The organism is Paraburkholderia sp. WC7.3g (genome assembly GCF_050436345.1).
Taxonomy (GTDB): Bacteria; Pseudomonadota; Gammaproteobacteria; order Burkholderiales; family Burkholderiaceae; genus Paraburkholderia; species Paraburkholderia podalyriae.
In genome coordinates this window covers 171,472-192,178 of the sequence record NZ_JBNDMA010000002.1, presented here as the reverse complement: position 1 = coordinate 192,178, position 20,707 = coordinate 171,472, and the positions used below count along the sequence as shown (strand labels likewise).

15 protein-coding genes, 2 tRNA genes and 1 rRNA gene are annotated in these 20,707 nt (G+C 63.5%); 8 read left to right on the top strand and 10 right to left on the bottom strand.

The window, feature by feature from the left end:
* Positions 1 to 182: 182 nt before the first annotated feature.
* The gene (locus OKW43_RS12310; protein WP_429447589.1) at positions 183 to 2,465 is read left to right on the top strand and encodes an NADP-dependent malic enzyme; all 2,283 of its coding nucleotides are present in this window, start codon (positions 183 to 185) and stop codon (positions 2,463 to 2,465) included.
* Positions 2,466 to 2,624: 159 nt separating this feature from the next.
* On the opposite strand, the gene OKW43_RS12305 is transcribed toward OKW43_RS12310, so the two are convergent.
* Entirely contained in the window at positions 2,625 to 6,224 is a 3,600-nt protein-coding gene (locus tag OKW43_RS12305; RefSeq protein ID WP_429447587.1) for an indolepyruvate ferredoxin oxidoreductase family protein, read from the bottom strand.
* A 390-nt stretch (positions 6,225 to 6,614) separates the two neighbouring features.
* Between OKW43_RS12305 and OKW43_RS12300 the strand changes: the two genes are divergently transcribed.
* Complete coding sequence (locus tag OKW43_RS12300; protein WP_429447585.1) at positions 6,615 to 6,815, top strand: hypothetical protein; 201 nt, start codon at positions 6,615 to 6,617, stop codon at positions 6,813 to 6,815.
* Positions 6,816 to 6,951: 136 nt separating this feature from the next.
* Here the strand turns inward: OKW43_RS12300 and hppD are convergent, their stop codons facing one another.
* A complete protein-coding gene (hppD, locus tag OKW43_RS12295) occupies positions 6,952 to 8,049 on the bottom strand; it encodes a 4-hydroxyphenylpyruvate dioxygenase (protein WP_187632626.1) in 1,098 nt (365 codons plus the stop codon).
* A gap of 187 nt (positions 8,050 to 8,236) precedes the next feature.
* Between hppD and OKW43_RS12290 the strand changes: the two genes are divergently transcribed.
* A complete protein-coding gene (locus OKW43_RS12290; RefSeq protein ID WP_167047585.1) occupies positions 8,237 to 8,734 on the top strand; it encodes an Lrp/AsnC family transcriptional regulator in 498 nt (165 codons plus the stop codon).
* Between the two features lie 99 nt (positions 8,735 to 8,833).
* Here the strand turns inward: OKW43_RS12290 and OKW43_RS12285 are convergent, their stop codons facing one another.
* From OKW43_RS12285 to paaA, 8 genes are all read right to left on the bottom strand, one after another.
* Positions 8,834 to 9,502: a GNAT family N-acetyltransferase gene (locus tag OKW43_RS12285; protein WP_187632627.1), complete on the bottom strand. Its 669-nt coding sequence runs from the start codon at positions 9,500 to 9,502 to the stop codon at positions 8,834 to 8,836.
* A 277-nt stretch (positions 9,503 to 9,779) separates the two neighbouring features.
* Positions 9,780 to 10,391 (bottom strand): TetR/AcrR family transcriptional regulator, encoded by a 612-nt coding sequence (locus OKW43_RS12280; protein WP_187632628.1) that lies wholly within the window; start codon positions 10,389 to 10,391, stop codon positions 9,780 to 9,782.
* A gap of 17 nt (positions 10,392 to 10,408) precedes the next feature.
* A complete protein-coding gene (locus OKW43_RS12275) occupies positions 10,409 to 11,224 on the bottom strand; it encodes a DUF1835 domain-containing protein (protein ID WP_187632629.1) in 816 nt (271 codons plus the stop codon).
* A 175-nt stretch (positions 11,225 to 11,399) separates the two neighbouring features.
* Entirely contained in the window at positions 11,400 to 12,488 is a 1,089-nt protein-coding gene (paaE, locus tag OKW43_RS12270) for a 1,2-phenylacetyl-CoA epoxidase subunit PaaE (RefSeq protein WP_187632630.1), read from the bottom strand.
* 1 nt (position 12,489) lies between these two features.
* Positions 12,490 to 13,056, bottom strand: a complete 567-nt coding sequence (gene paaD / locus OKW43_RS12265) for a 1,2-phenylacetyl-CoA epoxidase subunit PaaD (RefSeq protein WP_429447581.1) — start codon at positions 13,054 to 13,056, stop codon at positions 12,490 to 12,492.
* Between the two features lie 7 nt (positions 13,057 to 13,063).
* Positions 13,064 to 13,876 carry a 1,2-phenylacetyl-CoA epoxidase subunit PaaC gene (gene paaC, locus OKW43_RS12260; RefSeq protein ID WP_429447579.1) on the bottom strand — a complete coding sequence of 271 codons (813 nt, stop codon included), beginning with the start codon at positions 13,874 to 13,876 and terminating at the stop codon, positions 13,064 to 13,066.
* 8 nt (positions 13,877 to 13,884) lie between these two features.
* Entirely contained in the window at positions 13,885 to 14,169 is a 285-nt protein-coding gene (gene paaB / locus OKW43_RS12255) for a 1,2-phenylacetyl-CoA epoxidase subunit PaaB (RefSeq protein WP_187632633.1), read from the bottom strand.
* Between the two features lie 35 nt (positions 14,170 to 14,204).
* Positions 14,205 to 15,203: a 1,2-phenylacetyl-CoA epoxidase subunit PaaA gene (gene paaA, locus OKW43_RS12250; RefSeq protein ID WP_187632634.1), complete on the bottom strand. Its 999-nt coding sequence runs from the start codon at positions 15,201 to 15,203 to the stop codon at positions 14,205 to 14,207.
* Between the two features lie 248 nt (positions 15,204 to 15,451).
* Between paaA and OKW43_RS12245 the strand changes: the two genes are divergently transcribed.
* The 5 genes from OKW43_RS12245 to OKW43_RS12225 all read left to right on the top strand — a co-directional run bounded on the left by OKW43_RS12245 (position 15,452) and on the right by OKW43_RS12225 (position 20,635).
* Positions 15,452 to 17,074 (top strand): NAD(P)/FAD-dependent oxidoreductase, encoded by a 1,623-nt coding sequence (locus OKW43_RS12245; protein ID WP_187632635.1) that lies wholly within the window; start codon positions 15,452 to 15,454, stop codon positions 17,072 to 17,074.
* 114 nt (positions 17,075 to 17,188) lie between these two features.
* Positions 17,189 to 18,469, top strand: a complete 1,281-nt coding sequence (locus OKW43_RS12240; RefSeq protein WP_187632636.1) for an SGNH/GDSL hydrolase family protein — start codon at positions 17,189 to 17,191, stop codon at positions 18,467 to 18,469.
* 351 nt (positions 18,470 to 18,820) lie between these two features.
* Positions 18,821 to 20,353: ribosomal RNA gene (locus tag OKW43_RS12235) — 16S ribosomal RNA — on the top strand.
* Between the two features lie 76 nt (positions 20,354 to 20,429).
* Positions 20,430 to 20,506 (top strand) — tRNA-Ile (locus tag OKW43_RS12230).
* Between the two features lie 53 nt (positions 20,507 to 20,559).
* Positions 20,560 to 20,635: transfer RNA gene (locus tag OKW43_RS12225), tRNA-Ala, on the top strand.
* Positions 20,636 to 20,707 lie beyond the last annotated feature (72 nt).

The following is a 20,707-nucleotide window of genomic DNA, read 5'->3' as shown; positions in this document are numbered from 1 at the left end:
CCGGGGTGTACACTGATCGACCCGCGAAGCACTCCACATCGTCCGGTCTTCGTCGAGGTGAGCCATCGCGCCTGACCGGGCGCGTGCGGAAACCGCCTCGGTCGGCTATCCGTCCGACAGATGAAAGCACTGCAACGGTGTGGGTCGCCGGGCCCAATCACTTACGTCTCGCAGGCCTAGAAATGGACGAACAACTCAAGCAAAGCGCTCTCGCATATCACCAGAATCCGAAACCTGGCAAGATTTCGGTGACGCCCACCAAGCCGCTGTCGAACCAGCTGGATCTGTCGCTCGCGTATTCGCCGGGTGTGGCCGCAGCCTGTATGGCGATTCACGAAGAACCGCTCGACGCGCAGAAGTACACGTCGCGCGGCAACCTCGTCGGCGTGATCACGAACGGCACCGCGGTGCTCGGCCTCGGCAATATCGGCCCGCTCGCCGCCAAGCCGGTGATGGAAGGCAAGGGCTGTCTGTTCAAGAAGTTCGCGGACATCGACGTGTTCGACATCGAGCTCAGCGAATCTGACCCGGACAAGCTCGTCGAAGCGATCGCGATGCTAGAGCCGACGTTGGGCGGCATCAACCTCGAAGACATCAAGGCGCCCGAGTGCTTCTACATCGAGAAGAAGCTGCGCGAGCGTATGAAGATTCCGGTCTTTCACGACGACCAGCACGGCACCGCGATCATCGCGTCGGCGGCGATCCTGAACGGCCTCAAAGTGGTCGGCAAGAAGCTCGGCGAAGTGAAGCTGGTCTGTTCCGGCGCGGGCGCGGCGGCCATTGCGTGTCTGGACCTGCTCGTCAATCTCGGCCTGTCGAAGAAGAACATTCTCGTCGCCGACTCGAAGGGCGTGATCTACGAAGGGCGCGGTAACCTCGATGCGTCGAAGGAACGCTACGCGGTCAATACCGACGCGCGCTCGCTCGCCGATGCGATCCGCGGCGCCGACGTGTTCCTCGGCTGCTCGAGCGCCGGCGTGCTGAAGCCGGAAATGGTCGCCGAAATGGGCTCGCAGCCGCTGATTCTCGCGCTCGCGAACCCCGAGCCGGAAATCCGCCCGGAGGAAGCGCGCAAGGTGCGCCCGGACTGCATCATCGCGACTGGCCGTTCGGACTATCCGAACCAGGTCAACAACGTGCTGTGCTTCCCGTTCATCTTCCGCGGCGCGCTCGACGTCGGCGCCACGACGATCACCGAAGAAATGAAGCTCGCGTGCGTGCGCGCGATCGCCGAGCTGGCCGAGGAAACCGACCAGGGCGACGAAGTCGCGAAGGCATACGAAGGACACTCGCTCGAATTCGGTCCTGAATACCTGATTCCGAAGCCGTTCGATCCGCGCCTGATCATCAAGATCGCGCCGGCCGTCGCGCAGGCCGCGATGGATTCGGGCGTCGCGACCCGCCCGATCCAGGACATGGACGCATACCGCGAACAACTCGGCGCGACGGTCTACCGCTCAGGCATGGTGATGCGTCCGGTGTTCGCGGCGGCGAAGTCGTCACCGGCGCGCATCGTGTTCGCGGAAGGTGAAGACGAGCGCGTGCTGCGCGCCGCGCAGTTCGTGCTGCTCGAAAAGATCGCCAAGCCGATTCTGGTCGGCCGTCCGTCGGTGATCGAGATGCGTCTGAAGAAAATGGGCTCGAAGCTAAGGTGCGGTGAAGACTTCGAGATCGTCGATCCGGAAGACGATCCGCGTTATCACCAATGCTGGCAGGCGTATCACGAACTCGGCGCGCGCGAAGGCGTGACGCCGGACGTCGCGAAGGCCGCGATGCGCAAGTTCAACACACTGATCGGCGCGATCCTCGTGCGCCTCGGCGAAGCGGACGGCATGATCTGCGGCATGATCGGCCAGTACCACACGCACCTGAACTTCATCGAGCAGGTGCTCGGCAAGGCCGACGACGTCGAGAACTTCGCAGCGATGAACCTGCTGATGCTGCCGGGCCGCAACCTCTTCATCTGCGACACGTACGTGAACGAACTGCCGACCGCCGAGCAGCTCGCCGACATGACGATGCTCGCCGCGCGCGAAATCGAGAAGTTCGGCATCACGCCGAAGGTCGCGCTGCTGTCGAACTCAAACTTCGGCAGCGCGCCGTCGTCGTCGTCGCAGCGCATGACCGCGGCACGCAAGCTGATCACGGAACGCGCGCCGTCGCTCGAAATCGACGGTGAAATGCACGGCGACGCGGCGCTGTCGGAGACGATCCGCAAGGCCGCGTTCCCGGGCACGACGCTTGGCGGCGAAGCGAACCTGCTGATCATGCCGAACGTCGAAGCGGCGAACATCGCGTACAACCTGCTGAAGGTCGTGGGCGGCGAGGGCGTGACGGTCGGCCCGTTCCTGCTCGGCGCGGAAAAGCCGGTGCATATCCTGACGCCGGCCGCGACCGTGCGCCGGATCATCAATATGACGGCGGTCGCTTCGGCGAACGCGCGCAAGTCGGTGAACGCGAAGTAACGTATTTCGCTCGAGGTCGAAGCGGGCGCGGCAGTCACGCGCTCGCGACCACGCCGTCAAAAGCGCTACGGAACTCCGGCTCCGTAGCGTTTTTTTCGTGCCAAAAAAAGCGGCGGTCCGTGAAGACCGCCGCCCTTTCAGTTCAGCCGCGAGAGTCGATCAAGCCGCGTGCTGCGTCGTCTTGCCCGCATCCGTCGAGCGCCAACGCGCGAGCAGCTCGTTCCACTTGATGCGCACGCCTTTCAGGTTGTTTTCCTTCACGTGCCCATAACCGCGAATGCCGTCGGGCAGATTCGCGAGCTCCACCGCGAGATCGCGCTTCTGTGTAGTCAGGCCGCCGATCAGCTCGCGCACCAATGCCTCGTATTCGCCGATCAGCGCGCGCTCGGTGCGACGCTCGTCGGTGCTGCCGAACACGTCGAACGCGGTGCCGCGCAGGAACTTGAGCTTCGCTAGCACGTGCATCGCACGGAACATCCACGGACCGTACTTCTTCTTCACCAGATGGCCGTGCGCGTCCTTCTTCGATAGCGTCGGCGGCGCGAGATGCAGATGCAGCTTCCAGTCACCTTCGAACGTCGCGTTCAGTTTTTCGATGAAGGCAGGGTCGCTGTACAGACGCGCGACTTCGTATTCGTCCTTGTACGCCATCAGCTTGTGCAGGTTCTTCGCGACCGCTTCGGTGAGCGGCATCTGACCGTCGGCGGAATCGAGCCCTTCTTCCGCGGCCCGCACCTGCGACACCAGCGCGCGATAACGCTCCGCATACGCACGGTTCTGCCACGCGGTCAGATAGTCGACGCGCTTGTCGATCAGCGTGTCGAGCGCCTTCGGCGTATGCAGCGCGATGATCTTGCCGCTCGCGCTGTCCGCCGGGACGCCGCGTCCCTGCGTTTGCGCGAGCTTGCGCACTGCGGTCAGATCGTGCGCGGCACGCCGGCCCCATTCGAACGCCGCGCGGTTTTTCTCCACCTGCACATTGTTCAGCTCGATCGCGCGAATCAGCGACTCGTGCGTGAGCGGCACCCAGCCGCGCTGCCACGCGTAGCCGAGCACGAATGGGTTCGTGTAGATCGCGTCGCCGAGCAGCGCGAGCGCGAAGTGATTCGCGTCGATTGTCGAGACGTTGTCGTCACCGGCTGCGGCACGCACGTCGGCTTCGGTGCTGCTGCCGGGGAAGCGCCAGTTCGGGTTCTTGATCAACTCGGCCGTCGGCGTATGCGCGCTGTTCAGCACGACGCGCGTGCGATCGGCTTGCATGCGCGACACGCATTCGTCGCTGGCGGTCACGATCGCGTCGCAGCCGATCACGAGGCTCGCCTCGCCCATCGCGATGCGGGTCGCGTGAATGTCGGCCGGCTGGTTCGCGATCTGCACATGGCTCATCACGGCGCCGCCTTTCTGCGCGAGGCCGGTGACGTCGAGCACGGTGACGCCCTTGTTCTCGAGATGAGCGGCCATACCGAGCAGCGCGCCGATCGTGACGACGCCGGTGCCGCCGACGCCCGTCACCAGCACGCCGTACGGATGGTCGGTGGACGGCAACTCGGGCGTCGGCACCGGCGGCATGTCGGCGCCGACGCCCGACGCGGCCTTCGGCTTGCGCAACTGGCCGCCTTCAACGGAGACGAAACTCGGGCAGAAACCGTTCACGCACGAGAAGTCCTTGTTGCAGGTCGACTGGTTGATCTGGCGCTTGGTGCCGTACTCGGTGTCGAGCGGTTCGACCGACAGGCAGTTCGACTTCACCGAGCAATCGCCGCAGCCTTCGCACACCGCTTCGTTGATCACGACGCGCCGCGCCGGATCAGGATACGCGCCGCGCTTCCTGCGACGGCGCTTCTCGGTCGCGCAGGTCTGGTCGTAGATCAGGATCGTCGTGCCGGGAATCTCGCGCAACTGGCGCTGCACGTCGTCGAGCTGGTCGCGGTGATGAATGTCGACGCCGGGCGCGAGGCCGACGTTCGCCGCGTATTTCTCCGGCTGATCGGTGACGATGATGATTTTCGCCGCGCCTTCGGCGGCGAGCTGGTGCGTGATCTGCGGCACGGTCAGCACGCCGTCGACCGGCTGGCCGCCCGTCATTGCGACCGCGTCGTTGTACAGCAGCTTGTACGTGATGTTCGCCTTCGACGCGATCGCCGCGCGAATCGCGAGCAGCCCCGAGTGGAAGTAGGTACCGTCGCCGAGATTGGCGAACACGTGCTTGTCGTTCGTGAATGGTGCCTGGCCGATCCACGCGACGCCTTCGCCGCCCATCTGGCTGAACGTGCTGGTGCTGCGGTCCATCCACACAGTCATGTAATGACAGCCGATGCCGGCCATCGCGCGCGAGCCTTCCGGCACGTTGGTCGAGGTGTTGTGCGGACAGCCCGAGCAGAACCACGGCTTGCGCTCGACTTCGACGCGCGGCCGCGCGAGCGCCTTTTCCTTCGCTTCGATCACCGCGATGCGCGCGGCGATGCGCGCGCGTACGTCCGATGGCAGATCGAACTTGTCGAGCCGCGTGGCGATTGCCTTCGCGATGATCGCGGGCGACAGCTCGTAGTGGGCCGGCAGAAGCCAGTTGCCCATCGGCACAGACCATTCGCCGCCGGCGCCGTCTTTTTCGTCGAACTTGCCGAACACGCGCGGACGCTGCGCGTCGGGCCAGTTGTACAGCTCTTCCTTGATCGCGTATTCGAGGATCTGACGCTTTTCCTCGACCACGAGAATTTCGTCGAGACCGCGGGCGAAGGCCTGCGCGCCTTGCGCCTCGAGCGGCCAGACGCAGCCGACCTTGTACAGCCGGATGCCGATGCGCGAGCAGGTTTCGTCGTCGAGACCGAGGTCGGTCAGCGCCTGACGCACGTCGAGATAGGCCTTGCCGCCGGTCATGATGCCGAAGCGCGCATGCGGCGAATCGATTTCGACGCGGTCGAGTTTGTTCGCGCGCACGTAGGCGAGGCCCGCGTACCACTTGTAGTCGAGCAGACGCGCTTCCTGCACCAGTGGTGGATCGGGCCAGCGGATGTTCGGCCCGCCGTCGGGCATCAAGAAGTCTTCCGGCAGGATGATGCTGGTGCGGTGTGGGTCGATATCGACCGACGCGGACGATTCGACCACGTCGGTCACGCACTTCATCGCGACCCACAGGCCCGAATAGCGGCTCATCGCCCAGCCGTGCAGGCCGAAGTCCAGATATTCCTGCACGTTCGACGGAAACAGCACCGGCAGCCCGCACGCCTTGAAGATGTGTTCGGACTGGTGTGCGAGCGTCGAGGATTTGGCCGCGTGATCGTCGCCGGCGAGCACGAGGACGCCGCCGTGGCGCGACGAGCCGGCCGAGTTGCCGTGCTTGAAGACGTCGCTGGAACGGTCGACGCCGGGCCCCTTGCCGTACCACATCGAGAACACGCCGTCGTATTTGGCGCTCGGGTACAGATTGACCTGCTGCGAGCCCCATACGGCGGTGGCCGCGAGGTCTTCGTTGACGCCGGGTTGAAACACGACCTGATGCGCGGACAGATGTTTTTGTGCTTTCCACAGCGACTGGTCGAGTCCGCCGAGCGGCGATCCGCGGTAGCCGGAGATGAAGCCGGCGGTGTTGAGGCCGGCGGCGCGGTCGCGCTCCTGCTGCAGCATCGGCAGACGCACCAGCGCCTGGATGCCGCTCATGTACGCGCGGCCGCGATCGAGGGTGTATTTGTCGTCGAGCGTGACGGAAGACAACGCGGCTTCGAGCGAGGCTCGCTGGCCTGCGTCTAGCGGGGCATTCATTATGTGTACTCCTCCACTTCAGCTTGGGATCACCAAAACTTTTCTGGCCCCCGGCATCTCGTGAATGCTGGGGCCGGGGTCGTCATATTGACGGGTTTTAAGTGATGGTAGCACTGGTGGAAACCCGCCGCAGCCGATCAAAAATTGCCAGCGCACGATCTGACTTCAACCGGTTTCGCGTCTAGTTACCCGCAGGTTGACGGAAATTGGCTAGGATTTTTGGCGGAATCGGCTTAGTTGCGCTTGCGCGTGTAACAAGCTGTAAAACCTACAAATTTGCGGAACCGCAGTGAAAACCACTGTCTAACCCCCGACCTGCGAGCGATGCCGAACGCTGCGCATTCTGCGCAGCCTCAGGGCAGCAGGTAGCTAGCTAGAAAAGGAGTACGCATGAACGCAAGAAACATCCAGACCTTCCTGATGGTTTCCGCCGCTTTCTTCGCGATGAGCGCGCCGGTCCGCTCGAATCCGGGCAGCATGGGAGCACTGTCGAACGCGATCATCCGCACGGCGCAGGTAGCCCCAGCGCGTCTGGAAATGAAGCGGATCGACAGTGCGGTCGGCAGCGACCAGTACAGGCAGAATTCGTGACGCGCCGTATCGCGCGCGTCTTATTTCGACCGGCCTCCGTTCCGACGAGAGCGGCGGCGTAGCAAGGTAAAAGGGCGAGGATCTGCGATCCTCGCCCTTTTTTCTGTGCACGCCGGTTACTCGCGACTCACCGTGATCAGGTCTTGTCTTGCACAACGCCGCGGCGAATCTGGTCGAGTTCGATCGATTCAAACAGCGCCTTGAAGTTGCCTTCGCCGAAGCCCTGGTTGCCCTTGCGCTGGATGATCTCGAAGAAGATCGGGCCGATCTGGTTTTCGGTGAAGATCTGCAGCAGCAAATCGTCCGGTGCGCCGTCGATCAGGATCTTGCGCTTGCGCAACTCGTCGAGCGGCTCGCCATGATTCGGCACGCGCCGGTCGACGAGTTCGTAGTAGGTATCGATCGTGTCGAGCAGCGAAATCTTCGACGCGCGCACGCCGTCGACGGTGCGGTAAATGTCGCTGGTGCCGAGCGCGATGTGCTGGATGCCTTCGCCGTGGTAGGCATCGAGATATTCCTGGATCTGGCCGGCGGTGTCCGAGCCTTCCTCGTTGATCGGAATGCGGATCTTGCCGCACGGCGAGGTCATCGCCTTCGACTTCACGCCGGTCACCTTACCCTCGATGTCGAAGTAGCGCACCTCGCGGAAGTTGAACAGACGCTCGTAGAACTCGGCCCATTCCTGCATACGGCCGCGATGCACGTTGTGCGTCAGGTGATCGATATAAGTCAGGCCGTGCCCAACCGGATTGGGGTTTGCGCCCGGAATCGGCTCGAAGTCGACGTCGTAAATGTCGATGTCGCCGATGCTGTTCGGCGTCGCGCCGTTTTTGCCGCGCCAGCGGTCGACGAAGTAGATCAGCGAATCGCCGATGCCCTTGATCGCCGGAATGTTCAGCTCCATCGGGCCGGTCTTGTTGTCGAAGCCCCATGCGCCTTTTTCGAGCGCCTGGCTGTAGGCCTTCGCGGCGTCCTGCACGCGAAACGCGATCGCGCAGATCGACGGGCCATGCAAGCGCGCGAAGCGCTGCGCGAACGAATGCTTTTCCGCGTTGACGATGAAGTTGATGTCGCCCTGACGATACAGCGTCACGTCCTTGTGACGATGCCGCGCGACGGCTGTGAAGCCCATCCGCTCGAACAGCTTGCCGAGCGCTTTCGGGTCGGGCGCCGTGTATTCGATAAATTCGAAGCCGTCGGTGCCGACCGGATTTTCCCAAGTTGAAACCTGCATTGTCTGTCTCCAATCCTATGCAAGCGGGTTGCCGAGGTGCGCTGGCGGTGAGCGCGGGACGATCGCCTGAACGCGACCGGATAGAGCAAGTGTAGAACTGCGGCGGGGGCAAAAACTTGCGAAGTTAATCGCGCGTCGCTACGCTTGAGCCAGTTTATAGCTCCGTTTGGAGGATGCGCGGCAGAACATGGCTAACAGCGAAATAGACGCAATCGATCGGCGCATTCTGGCGATCCTTCAGCAGAACGGCCGGCTCTCGAATCAGGAGATAGCGGAGCGGATCAATCTGTCGCCGAGTCCGTGCCTGCGTCGGATTCGCCGGCTCGAGGAAAGCGGCGTCATTCGCGGCTACGTCGCGCTGCTCGACGCGCAACGGCTCGGGCTCGACCTGCTTGCGTATGTCAGCGTGCGACTGGAGAAAGGCGGCGGTCGCGCGTTCAGTCCGCATGGCGAGGCCACGCACGCCGATCTGTTCGGGGCGGCCGTGCAGACGTGGCCCGAAGTGGTCGCGTGTCACGCGATGACTGGTGAGATGGATTACCTGCTGCGCGTCCAGGTGGAGGACATGGCGCACTTTTCGCGCTTTGTGCAGGATCAGTTGCTGCGGCATCCGTCGGTAATCGACGTGAAATCAAGCTTTTCGCTGGAAAAGATCAAGGAAACGACTGCGTTGCCCATTTTGTAGGCCCGGGGCGCATGGTCCTGCGCGTCGCGATCGTTTGGTTCCAGACAGAAAAAGGGCGGCCTTGCGGCCGCCCCATTCTCATTTCCCCGTAGCGATTATTCAGGCAGCGACAGCCACCGGCATGAACGACTCGAACAGTCGCGATGCCTGGCGCGCGTGGCGCTTGAGCGCGTAGTCGAACACGGCGGCCTGCTCCTGCAGCATTTCCGCGAGGATGCTCGAATGATCGGCCGGCGACAGCGTCAGATAGGCGTCGGCTTCGCCGTACGCGTACTCGATCTTCATGCCGGCCTTTTTGGCGATGTGCATCATGGTCGAATTGTGCGACAGGCAGTGGATGTACAGCATCGTCACATGCGCGTTGCGGCTACGGATCGCGGCGCGCTCGAACAGCTTCGAGCCGATGCCCTGGCCGCGCACGCTTTCGAGCACCGAGACGCCGAATTCGGCGGTGCGCTTGTCGCCTTCGGCCGGCAGATAGGCGAGATGGCCGACGCCGCTCAGTTCCAGCTTGCTGTTGAACACGCCGAACACGGTGTCGCGCGTGAAGTCGATCGCGCGCACGTAGTTCTCGATCACGTGGTTCGGCACAACCTGGCCGAAGCGCAGCAAACGGTCGTTTTTGTCGAGCGCGAGGAAGTGCGTGAGGAGGCGGTCGCGATCGACTGCGGTGAGTTCCCGGACCAGAACGTGCGCGCGTCCGGCAGGCAGCGACGCACGATCGCTCGGTGCAATCGGTTCGGTGGTGCGATGGTTAAGCGTGTTCATGGTGGGTTCTCCTTTTAGTCAGGCGGCGTTGTGCACCGCAAAACCGATTTTAGCGGAAACCCGGGCCATTCACTAGGGAAAACCCGTATTAAAACTGAAGCGAATACCTAGAATGCTGGGGCCATAAATATAATTGATTGATTTTAAACAGGAAATAAAAGTGAACGCACGTTCGTGACCTGATGCCGCATGCATTCCGTCCGCGGATTTATCACGTCCGCATGTTGTTGCTTTGCGTCATTGCGGGCGCAGGTGGCGATCGGTTCGAACCGTCGCGTCACTCGACCGGCGCCGTCCCAAGGCCATGCTCGACCATGCCGATCACCTGCTCGGCGAACTCGCGGTAGCCCATGCGGCCGTCCGGCTTGAGCCACGTGAAGGTCCAGTTGATCATGCCGAACACCATCATCGTCAGCGCGGTCTGGTTGTCGCGAGTCGCGCGTTCGGGGTATGCGCGCGCAAGTTGCCGCGCGAACGCGGCGACCACGTCGCGCTGGCGGTTCAGGATGATCTCGCGCTGCGAATCGACCAGATACTTGACGTCGTTCAGCAGTGCGACGTGCCGACTGTGCGACGTCTCATACTCGGACAGAAACGCGCGGATCAACTCCGCGAAGGTTTCGCGCTCACTCAGTTCGCGCCGCTGGCTCGAGCCTTCCACCTCGGCGATGATCAGCATCAGTCGCTTCGTGTAGCGATCGAGCAGGTCGAACAGGATCGCTTCCTTGCTCTCGTAATAGTGATAGAGGCGCGCCTTCGAGGTGCCGCTCGCCGCGGCGAGATCAGACATCGACGTGCTCGGATAGCTGGTCTGCGCGAATTTCGCCGCGGCCAGTTCGAGAATCTGCTCGCGTTGGGTTTCGTGGTCGGGGGCTCGGGTGCGGGCCATATTCGTCTGTTCTTGTCTTATTGGGGTGAGCAGGGGGCGGGCGCCCCGCGCAGTTCGAGCGAGCGCCATTCGGTCGCGTCGCCGCGCAAAAGGATGCGCCGCAGCGCCGCGAGTTCGCGCATGCGCCACAGCACGATGCTGTCGCTGACGAGGAGCCACTGCTCGGCGGCCATCACATAGGCGGCGACGCGCGCGGCGGGCTGCCAGTCGTCGGTCGCGCATTCGACGATCAGCGCGTCGAGTTCGGCAAAGCTGCTGTTCGTGAAGGTGTTGTCGCGCCAGCGCCGCGTCTCGCCGTTCGCCTGCTTGACCTCCTGCCATTCGAGCGCGAGCCGGCTGATGCGCAGTACGGAAATCGGCGCGGCGTCCGGCAGATGAGTCTGCAGCACGTCCGGCGCAAACATGCCGACCGATGTCGCGCGATCCGAGCGGGTATGCGCCCACGCTTGCGGATCGGTCAGGTCTGCAATCGACAGGCGCACTTCGTTCAAACGCTGCGGATCGTTGCGCATCAGATAGCAGACGCGGCGCAGCATCAGCTGATCGGACGCGCTTTCGCCGTGCCACACCACGAGATTCGCGGTGCTGCCTGCCAGGCCGTCGAGCACCCCTGCCTGTTCGCGGAACTCGCGCACGAAGTCGCGTTGCCTGTCGGCGCTGACGCGCGCCCAGAAGTCGGCGCGCACGTGCGGAGCGTCGTCGACGCCGCATAACGGGCCGACCGCCAGATCGTCCCGCAACGGCTCTACGCGATCGTCGCGGCCCGCTTGGGCCAGCGCGGTACGAAGCGACTCGGCGGCGACGTCGCCGTTGGTGAGGTGAATCGTGCTCATGGGCAAGGGCTTGCTGTGACGCCAGCAGCTGTAACAAAAAGAGGCCGCTCGCCGGCGGGAAACCGATGTCCCGATCGACGAGCGGCCCCTAGTGTAAGCGGATCGCGAAACGTCCGAAAGCGGCGGCGGCCGCCACGCGAAGCCAGTCCGCACCCGGGCCGCAGAAGTGCTCGACTCAACGTTCGTCGTAGCTCACGACGACCCTGTCGCTAACCGGATGACACTGACACGTCAGCACGAACCCGTCGCGGACCTCGTGTTCTTCGAGCGTGTAGTTCTTTTCCATCTTCACTTCGCCCTCGAGCACCTTCGCGCGACAGGTGCAGCAGACGCCGCCCTTGCACGCATACGGCAGCGAGAGGCCCGCGCGCAGTCCGACGTCGAGCACGCTCACGCCCTGATAGGGCAGCCGCAGCTTGCGTCGCTTGCCGTCGATCACGATTTCGAGGTCCGCCGCGGGCGTGTCCGCGGTGATCTCGACGGGCGGCACGCCCGCCTGCGGCAGCGGCGTGCCGAAGCGCTCGACGTGGACCTTCGCCTGCTCCACGCCGGCCGCTTTCAGCGCGGCCTCGGCGGCGTCCATCATCGGCGCGGGGCCGCAGATGAACGCTTCGTCGATCGCGTCGGCCGGCAGCAGCTGTTCGATAAACGCCGCGCATTTCGGCTGGTCGAGCACGCCGTTGAACAGCTCGACGTCCTGCAGATCGTCCGACAGCACGTGATACAGCACGAAGCGGTTCATGAAGCGGTTCTTCAGATCCTCGAGCTCTTCGGCGAACATGATCTGCTCGACGCTGCGGTTGCCGTACACCAGCGTGAACATGCTGCGCGGCTCGACTTCGAGTGTGGTCCTGATGATCGCGAGCACCGGCGTGATGCCCGAGCCGCCCGAGAACGCGAGGTACTGCTTGCCCTGTCCGGCGTTCAGGTGCGTGAAGAAACGGCCGTCCGGGGTCATCACGTCGATCGTGTGGCCCGGCTGCAGTGTGTCGAACGCGAAGTTCGAGAAGCGCCCGCCGCGCACGCGCTTGATGCCGATGCGCAACTCGCCGTCGCGATCGTAGTCGGTGACACCCACGCAGATCGAATACGAGCGGCGCGTTTCCTCACCGTCGATGTGCGTCTTCAGCGTGACGAACTGGCCCTGCGTGAAGCGATATTGGTCGCGCAGTTCGAGCGGGACTTCGAAGGCGACCGAGACCGCATCGGCGGTTTCGGGGCGCACTTCGCGGATACGCAGCGGATGGAATTGCGGGGTGGCCATATCAGTACGGTTTGAAGTAGTCGAAGGGTTCGCGGCAGTCGAGGCAGCGATACAGGGCCTTGCAGGCGGTCGAGCCGAATTGCGCGAGCCGCTCGGTGTGCGCGGAGCCGCAGCGCGGGCAGCCCGGCGCGGGTAGCGCGCGCGGGACGAAGCGCAGGACTTTTTCCTGCGGCGCCGCGGGCGCGTGGGCGGCCGAGCCGCAGTTGCCCGTCGGCGGCGCGATGCCGTACGCGCGCAGTTTGTCGCGGGCGCCGGCGGTGATCCAGTCGGTGGTCCACGCCGGCGCCAGCACGGTGGCGATGCGGTAGGGCGTGAGCTGCGCGGCCTCCAGCGCGAGGCTGATGTCTTCGGCAATCTGCGACATCGCCGGGCAGCCCGAGTAGGTCGGCGTGATCAGGACTTCGAGCGCGCCGTCCGCGGCGCGTCGCACGTCGCGCAGGATGCCGAGCTCGCGGATCGATACCACCGGGATTTCCGGGTCCGGGACCGCTTCGAGCACGCTCCAGGCGCGTGCGAGCGTGGCGTCGGACAGGTTCGCGGGCTGCGGGGCGCTCGAGGTCGTCGTCATCGCGGGCTCACCAGCTCGCGCCCGGATGCTGGCGCGCGAGGCTCTGCATTTCGGCGAGCACGAAACCCATGTGCTCGGAATGCTCGCCGTGCTTGCCCGTCGTCACGTGCCTGAGCGCCGCGGGCAGCGTCAGCGTGGCTTCGCCGAGCGTGGCGCGCACGTCGTCGAGCCACGCGGCCTCCAGCGCCGCGGTGCGCGGGCCGATGCCGGCCGCAGCGACCGCGTCTTCCACCGCGTCCGCGCTGAAGAACTCGTACGTGTACGGCATCAGGTAGTCGAGCGCGGCCTGCGCGCGACGGTGCGATTCGTCGGTGCCGTCGCCGAAACGGATCAGCCACTCGCTCGCGTGATGCGCGTGGTACTGCGTTTCCTTGATCGATTTCGCGGCGATCGCGGCGAGCTGCGCGTCGGCGGACTCGGTCAGCGCGCGCCACAGATGCATCATCAGCGTCGCGTACAGGAAGTTGCGCACGATCGTGACCGCGTAGTCCTTCTGTGCCTGGGCGGTGCCGGCCAGCGGCCCGTAATGCGGCAGCTCGGCGAGCGTGTAGTTGGCGAATTCGAGCTCGGCGCGAAAGTACGCGTAGTCGTCTTCGTTGCGCTGACGGCCGGTGAGCTGCGCTTCGAGCGCGGCCGCGTGCGTGTACAGCAGACGCGCCTGGCCGATCAGGTCGAGGCTCATGTTCGACAGCGCGATGTCCTCTTCGAGGATCGGGCCGTGACCGCACCACTCGGCGTTGCGCTGACCGAGGATCAGCGCGGTATCGGCGAGGCGCAGCACGTACTTCAGATGTTCGGGCGTAGTGGACGTAGTGGTCATGGCTTCGCTTACATGTGGTTGACTTCGTCGGGGAGCGTGTAGAACGTCGGGTGGCGATAGATCTTGTCGCCCGCCGGTTCGAACAGCTCGGCCTTCTGGTCCGGCGCGGAGGCCGTGATCGCCGAGGACGGCACCACCCAGATGCTGATGCCTTCCTGGCGGCGCGTGTAGACGTCGCGCGCCATGCGCAGCGCCATCGGCGCGTCCGCGGCGTGCAGACTGCCGCAGTGCTTATGGTCGAGTCCCTGCCTGCTGCGCACGAACACTTCCCAAATCGGCCATTCCCTATTCATTGCTGATCTCCTATTCCTCTGATGTGCTGTGCCGCTCAGGCGGCGTGCTGTTGCGCGCGCTGGCGCTGTTTGCCGGCATGGGCGAGCGCGGCTTCGCGCACCCAGGCGCCGTCTTCGTGGGCCTTCACGCGGGTCGCGAGGCGCTCGCGGTTGCACGGGCCGTCGCCGTTCACGACGCGCCAGAACTCTTCCCAGTCGATGTTGCCGTAGTCGTAATGGCCGCGCGCCTCGTTCCATTTCAAGTCCGCATCGGGCAGCGTGACGCCGAGCACCTTCGCCTGCTCGACGGTCGCGTCGACGAATTTCTGGCGCAGGTCGTCGTTGGTGATGCGCTTGATGCCCCATCTGGCCGACTGGTTGCTGTGGACCGAGTCCTTGTCGCTCGGGCCGAACATCATCAGCACCGGCCACCACCAGCGGGTCACCGCCTGCTGCACCAGCGCGCGCTGCGCGTCGGTGCCGGCCATCATCGCGAGCAGCGCGTCGAAGCCCTGGCGCTGATGGAACGACTCTTCCTTGCAGATGCGGATCATCGCGCGGGCGTACGGGCCGTACGTGCAGCGGCACAGCGGGATCTGGTTCATGATCGCCGCGCCGTCGACGAGCCAGCCGATCACGCCCACGTCGGCCCAGGTGGGCGTCGGATAGTTGAAGATGCTCGAATACTTGGCCTTGCCCGCATGCAGCGCGTCGATCAGCTGGTCGCGCGAGACGCCGAGCGTCTCGGCGGCGCTATACAGATAGAGGCCGTGGCCGGCTTCGTCCTGCACCTTGGCGAGCAGGATCGCCTTGCGCTTGAGGCTCGGCGCGCGCGTGATCCAGTTGCCCTCGGGCAGCATGCCGACGATCTCCGAGTGCGCATGCTGCGAGATCTGTCGCACCAGCGTTTTGCGGTACGCCTCGGGCATCCAGTCCTGCGGCTCGATCTTGCCGTCGGCGGCCATGACCGTGTCGAAGCGCGCCTGTTCGGGCGAATTCGCGTCCGCGTCGAGCGGGGCGACATGGCCGGGGATATCGAGGGATTGCGTGTACATGGGGGGACGCTCTCTGGGGGAGTGGTCTGTGTGGGCGTAGTATAAACCAACCGACCGGTCGGTTAATAAATTTTTTGCCGGCAGAGGTCGGAGTCGATAGCGTCATTTACGGCGTCGAAGCATGCTTGCTGGCTTGTCGTGATTTCGATGCGTCGGCGGTTCATGAGCGGCCGTCACCCCGCTCCGACTCTTACCGGTAAAATCGCGAATTGGCCGCGGTTTGCGGCCCACTTGCATCTCCGGTACTCATGTTACGTCTAAGCGAAATCAAACTCCCGCTCGATCACCCCGAGAGCGTCCTCGAAGCCGCCATCCGTGCGCGCCTCGCGGAACTCGGCGTGGCGGGGGACGGGCTCATCCGATACACCGTGTTTCGCCGTGCGCACGACGCGCGTAAGCGCGCCGACATCAAACTCACCTACCTCGTCGATGTCGAGGTCAAGGATGAAGCGGCCGCGCTGAAGCGGCTCGCCGACGTGCCGCATTGCGGCGTGACGCCCGACATGAGCTACAAGTTCGTCGCGAAAGCGCCCGCGCAGCTGAACACGCCGCGTCCGGTCGTGATCGGCATGGGGCCGTGCGGGCTGTTTGCGGGCCTGATCCTCGCGCAGATGGGCTTCCGGCCGATCATCCTCGAGCGCGGCAAGGCCGTGCGCGAGCGCACCAAGGATACCTTTGGCCTGTGGCGCAAATCAGTGCTGAATCCCGAGTCGAACGTGCAGTTCGGCGAGGGCGGCGCAGGCACGTTTTCGGACGGCAAGCTGTACAGCCAGATCAAGGACCCGAAGCATTACGGCCGCAAGGTGCTCGACGAATTCGTGCGGGCCGGTGCGCCGGATGACATCCTGTACCTGAGCCGGCCGCATATCGGCACGTTCCGCCTCGTCAGCATGGTCGAGAAGATGCGCGCAATGATCCACGAACTGGGCGGCGAGGTGCGCTTCGAGACGCGTGTCGAGGACATCGACATCGACCACGGCCAGGTGCGCGGGTTGACGCTGTCGACCGGCGAGACGCTGCTCTGCGACCACGTGGTGCTGGCGGTCGGCCATAGCGCGCGCGATACCTTCCAGATGCTGTACGACCGCGGCGTGCACGTCGAGGCGAAGCCGTTTTCCCTCGGCTTCCGGATCGAACATCCGCAGGGGGTAATCGATCGCAGCCGTTTTGGGAAATTTGCCGGTCACAAAGAGCTCGGCGCAGCCGACTATAAGGTGGTGCACCACTGCAGCAACGGGCGCGCGGTCTATAGCTTCTGCATGTGTCCGGGCGGCACCGTGGTCGCGGCCACGTCGGAGCCGGGACGCGTCGTCACGAACGGCATGAGCCAGTACTCGCGCGCGGAGCGCAACGCGAACGCGGGCATCGTGGTCGGAATCACGCCGGACGACTACCCGGGCGGGCCTCTCGCCGGCATCGCTTTCCAGCGCAAGTGGGAGGAGCGGGCGTTCGAACTCGGCGGTGGTAACTACATGGCGCCGGGGCAGTTGGTCGGCGACTTCATCGCCGGGCGGCCGTCCACGTCGCTCGGTTCGGTCGTGCCGTCGTACAAGCCCGGCGTGCGCCCAACCGATCTCAGCACCGCGCTGCCCGACTACGCAATCGAGGCGATTCGCGAAGCGCTGCCTCAGATGGAGAAGAAAATCGCCGGTTTCGCAATGCATGACGCCGTGCTGACCGGCGTTGAAACGCGCACGTCGTCGCCGGTGCGCGTGCGTCGCGGCGACGACTACCAGAGCATCAACGTCAAGGGGCTGTATCCGGCGGGTGAGGGCGCGGGGTACGCGGGCGGGATCTACTCGGCGGCGATCGACGGAATCGAGGTCGCCGAAGCGGTCGCGCTGAAGATCATGTGTCAGCAGACGGTGTGACGTTCAGCGGGCGCAGCAGCCGACCGTCGGAATGAAGCGGGCCTGCCTGCGATTGCCGACGATTGCCTCGGCGTTCGGGCACAATGCGCGTTTCGCCTCGAAACGATCCTCCGAATGACCATTCGCACCTTGGCTGCCGCATGCGGCGCGGCGCTGCTTGCCCAATTTGCTCCGTTTGTCGTTTCCTCGAGCGCATTCGCTGCCGGAACGCCCGAGCATTGGGTCGCCGTGTGGGCGACCGCGCTCCAGCCGATTCCGCAGCACGCAGAGTTGCCGTCGCTATATCGCGCGCCAGAAGTCGCCGGGCGCACAGTTCGGCAAATCGTTTATCCGACCTTATCGGGGAAAACGGCGCGAATCCATCTGAGCAATGCATATGGCAAGACGCCCCTCGTCATCGATGAACTGCGCATCGCGCGCTCGGTCGGCGGCGCGGCGGCGGTCGAGGGCGGCGGTAGCCGTGTGACGTTTGGCGGTAGGGGCGCGGTCAGGATTCCGCCTGGCGGAGAGCTGGACAGCGATCCGATCGTGATTGACGTCGTCGAAGGCTCGCCCTATGCGATCAGCGCGTTTATGGGGCCCGAGCAGCGGATCGTCGCGTGGCACCGCGTGTCGAATCAGGTCAATTATGTATCGGGTCCCGGCAATCACACGGCCGACGCGTCCGCCGCACCGTTTCGCGGCCGCTTCACGCAATATGTATGGGTCACTGAGTTGTCGGTGGAGGCGGCGGTGCCGTCGGCTGCCGTGGCCGCGATCGGCGACTCGATCACCGACGGCATGCGCTCCAGCCTGAACCTGAACCGTCGCTGGCCGGATCTGCTGGCTCGGCGGCTGGCGGCAAGCGGCGCGCAGTCGACTGCGATCGTGAATCTCGGCATCAGCGGCAACCGGCTTTTGAGCGACTCGCCTTGCTATGGCGACGCGCTCGCGAGCCGCTTCGACCATGACGTTTTGCGACGTCCAGGCGTCAAGGCGGCGATTCTGCTGATTGGCATCAACGACATCAACTTTGCGGCAATGCCGCCTCATGGCGGCCTCGACTGCGACTTTCCGCATACGTCGGTCACGGCCGCCGATCTGATCGCCGGTTACCAGCGAGTGATCGCCGCCGCGCGGCGCAATGGCGTCAAGGTCTTCGGCGCGACGCTGACGCCGGCGTCGCTGCCGCCAGAGCGGGAAAACATCCGGCTCGCTGTTAATCGGTGGATTCGGACCGGTCATGCTTTCGATGGCGTTGTCGACTTCGACGCGGCGCTGCGTGACCGGGCGCAGCCGGACCGTCTGCAGCGTGCTTTCGATAGCGGCGATCACATCCATCCGAGCGACGCGGGCTACGCGGCTATGGCCGACGCTGTCCTTGTTGAGGCCGTGGTGAGTGCGGCCTTGAAGTGAGGCACAATTTTTTAAGCGAAAGCGAAAACGGGTATTGACGGGGCGTCAAAGAGTCTCCATAATTTCATCTTTCTGCTGCAGATGCAGCGACGCAAACGAAGCGGTGCCGGTGGTTGTGGTGCAGGTGCTGCGGGTTGGGCGGAACGATCTTTAAAAACTAACAGCCGATAAGTGTGGGCGCTTGATGCGCGGTGCGGCGGCGGGTTCTGCGGAACCTGCTGTCAGGCAACAGTATCAGGAAGCCTCACACAGTAACAGAGGAAGGTTGATCTGTCGGAAGACGGATTGATCATCGTCAGTACGTTGAGTGAGCGACCGGTTCAGAGATGGACCGAAAACAGTAACAGGTTTGAACTGAAGAGTTTGATCCTGGCTCAGATTGAACGCTGGCGGCATGCCTTACACATGCAAGTCGGACGGCAGCACGGACTTCGGTCTGGTGGCGAGTGGCGAACGGGTGAGTAATACATCGGAACGTGTCCTGGAGTGGGGGATAGCCCGGCGAAAGCCGGATTAATACCGCATACGCTCTGAGGAGGAAAGCGGGGGATCTTTCGGGACCTCGCGCTCAAGGGGCGGCCGATGGCAGATTAGGTAGTTGGTGGGGTAAAGGCCTACCAAGCCGACGATCTGTAGCTGGTCTGAGAGGACGACCAGCCACACTGGGACTGAGACACGGCCCAGACTCCTACGGGAGGCAGCAGTGGGGAATTTTGGACAATGGGGGCAACCCTGATCCAGCAATGCCGCGTGTGTGAAGAAGGCCTTCGGGTTGTAAAGCACTTTTGTCCGGAAAGAAAGTTCCGGGGCTAATACCCCTGGGGGATGACGGTACCGGAAGAATAAGCACCGGCTAACTACGTGCCAGCAGCCGCGGTAATACGTAGGGTGCGAGCGTTAATCGGAATTACTGGGCGTAAAGCGTGCGCAGGCGGTGCTGTAAGACCGATGTGAAATCCCCGGGCTTAACCTGGGAACTGCATTGGTGACTGCAGCGCTGGAGTATGGCAGAGGGGGGTGGAATTCCACGTGTAGCAGTGAAATGCGTAGAGATGTGGAGGAACACCGATGGCGAAGGCAGCCCCCTGGGCCAATACTGACGCTCATGCACGAAAGCGTGGGGAGCAAACAGGATTAGATACCCTGGTAGTCCACGCCCTAAACGATGTCAACTGGTTGTCGGGCCTTCATTGGCTTGGTAACGAAGCTAACGCGTGAAGTTGACCGCCTGGGGAGTACGGTCGCAAGATTAAAACTCAAAGGAATTGACGGGGACCCGCACAAGCGGTGGATGATGTGGATTAATTCGATGCAACGCGAAAAACCTTACCTACCCTTGACATGTATGGAATCCTGGCGAGAGCCGGGGGTGCCCGAAAGGGAGCCATAACACAGGTGCTGCATGGCTGTCGTCAGCTCGTGTCGTGAGATGTTGGGTTAAGTCCCGCAACGAGCGCAACCCTTGTCCCTAGTTGCTACGCAAGAGCACTCCAGGGAGACTGCCGGTGACAAACCGGAGGAAGGTGGGGATGACGTCAAGTCCTCATGGCCCTTATGGGTAGGGCTTCACACGTCATACAATGGTCGGAACAGAGGGTTGCCAAGCCGCGAGGTGGAGCCAATCCCGGAAAACCGATCGTAGTCCGGATCGCACTCTGCAACTCGAGTGCGTGAAGCTGGAATCGCTAGTAATCGCGGATCAGCATGCCGCGGTGAATACGTTCCCGGGTCTTGTACACACCGCCCGTCACACCATGGGAGTGGGTTTTACCAGAAGTGGCTAGTCTAACCGCAAGGAGGACGGTCACCACGGTAGGATTCATGACTGGGGTGAAGTCGTAACAAGGTAGCCGTATCGGAAGGTGCGGCTGGATCACCTCCTTTCCAGAGCTATGCATTGCTCGCGTCAAGTGCTCACGCTTATCGGCTGTGGTGATGAAAGAAACGCAGACAGGCTCAGGGGTCTGTAGCTCAGCCGGTTAGAGCACCGTCTTGATAAGGCGGGGGTCGATGGTTCGAATCCATCCAGACCCACCAGTGTCTTGTCTGGTGAGCTGAAGGGCTGGGGCCTCTGGAATAGCTGTGGGACTGGGGGATTAGCTCAGCTGGGAGAGCACCTGCTTTGCAAGCAGGGGGTCGTCGGTTCGATCCCGTCATCCTCCACCAATCCTCAATGCGCAGGGCTCTGCATGAAGGCAGAGCGTTGCGCATTGGCGATTGAGCCAGTCAGGGCGGTAT

What these genes read in the sequence shown, in the direction of transcription:
- paaE (WP_187632630.1), bottom strand. Translation starts at nt 12,488, where the DNA reads ATGGCCACCCCGCAATTCCATCCGCTGCGTATCCGCGAAGTGCGCCCC.
- paaC (WP_429447579.1), bottom strand. Translation starts at nt 13,876, where the DNA reads ATGACCACTACGTCCACTACGCCCGAACATCTGAAGTACGTGCTGCGC.
- OKW43_RS12275 (WP_187632629.1), bottom strand. Translation starts at nt 11,224, where the DNA reads ATGAGCACGATTCACCTCACCAACGGCGACGTCGCCGCCGAGTCGCTT.
- OKW43_RS12240 (WP_187632636.1), top strand. Translation starts at nt 17,189, where the DNA reads ATGACCATTCGCACCTTGGCTGCCGCATGCGGCGCGGCGCTGCTTGCC.
- OKW43_RS12310 (WP_429447589.1), top strand. Translation starts at nt 183, where the DNA reads ATGGACGAACAACTCAAGCAAAGCGCTCTCGCATATCACCAGAATCCG.
- OKW43_RS12305 (WP_429447587.1), bottom strand. Translation starts at nt 6,224, where the DNA reads ATGAATGCCCCGCTAGACGCAGGCCAGCGAGCCTCGCTCGAAGCCGCG.
- OKW43_RS12245 (WP_187632635.1), top strand. Translation starts at nt 15,452, where the DNA reads ATGTTACGTCTAAGCGAAATCAAACTCCCGCTCGATCACCCCGAGAGC.
- OKW43_RS12290 (WP_167047585.1), top strand. Translation starts at nt 8,237, where the DNA reads ATGGCTAACAGCGAAATAGACGCAATCGATCGGCGCATTCTGGCGATC.
- hppD (WP_187632626.1), bottom strand. Translation starts at nt 8,049, where the DNA reads ATGCAGGTTTCAACTTGGGAAAATCCGGTCGGCACCGACGGCTTCGAA.
- OKW43_RS12285 (WP_187632627.1), bottom strand. Translation starts at nt 9,502, where the DNA reads ATGAACACGCTTAACCATCGCACCACCGAACCGATTGCACCGAGCGAT.
- paaA (WP_187632634.1), bottom strand. Translation starts at nt 15,203, where the DNA reads ATGTACACGCAATCCCTCGATATCCCCGGCCATGTCGCCCCGCTCGAC.
- paaB (WP_187632633.1), bottom strand. Translation starts at nt 14,169, where the DNA reads ATGAATAGGGAATGGCCGATTTGGGAAGTGTTCGTGCGCAGCAGGCAG.
- OKW43_RS12280 (WP_187632628.1), bottom strand. Translation starts at nt 10,391, where the DNA reads ATGGCCCGCACCCGAGCCCCCGACCACGAAACCCAACGCGAGCAGATT.
- OKW43_RS12300 (WP_429447585.1), top strand. Translation starts at nt 6,615, where the DNA reads ATGAACGCAAGAAACATCCAGACCTTCCTGATGGTTTCCGCCGCTTTC.
- paaD (WP_429447581.1), bottom strand. Translation starts at nt 13,056, where the DNA reads ATGACGACGACCTCGAGCGCCCCGCAGCCCGCGAACCTGTCCGACGCC.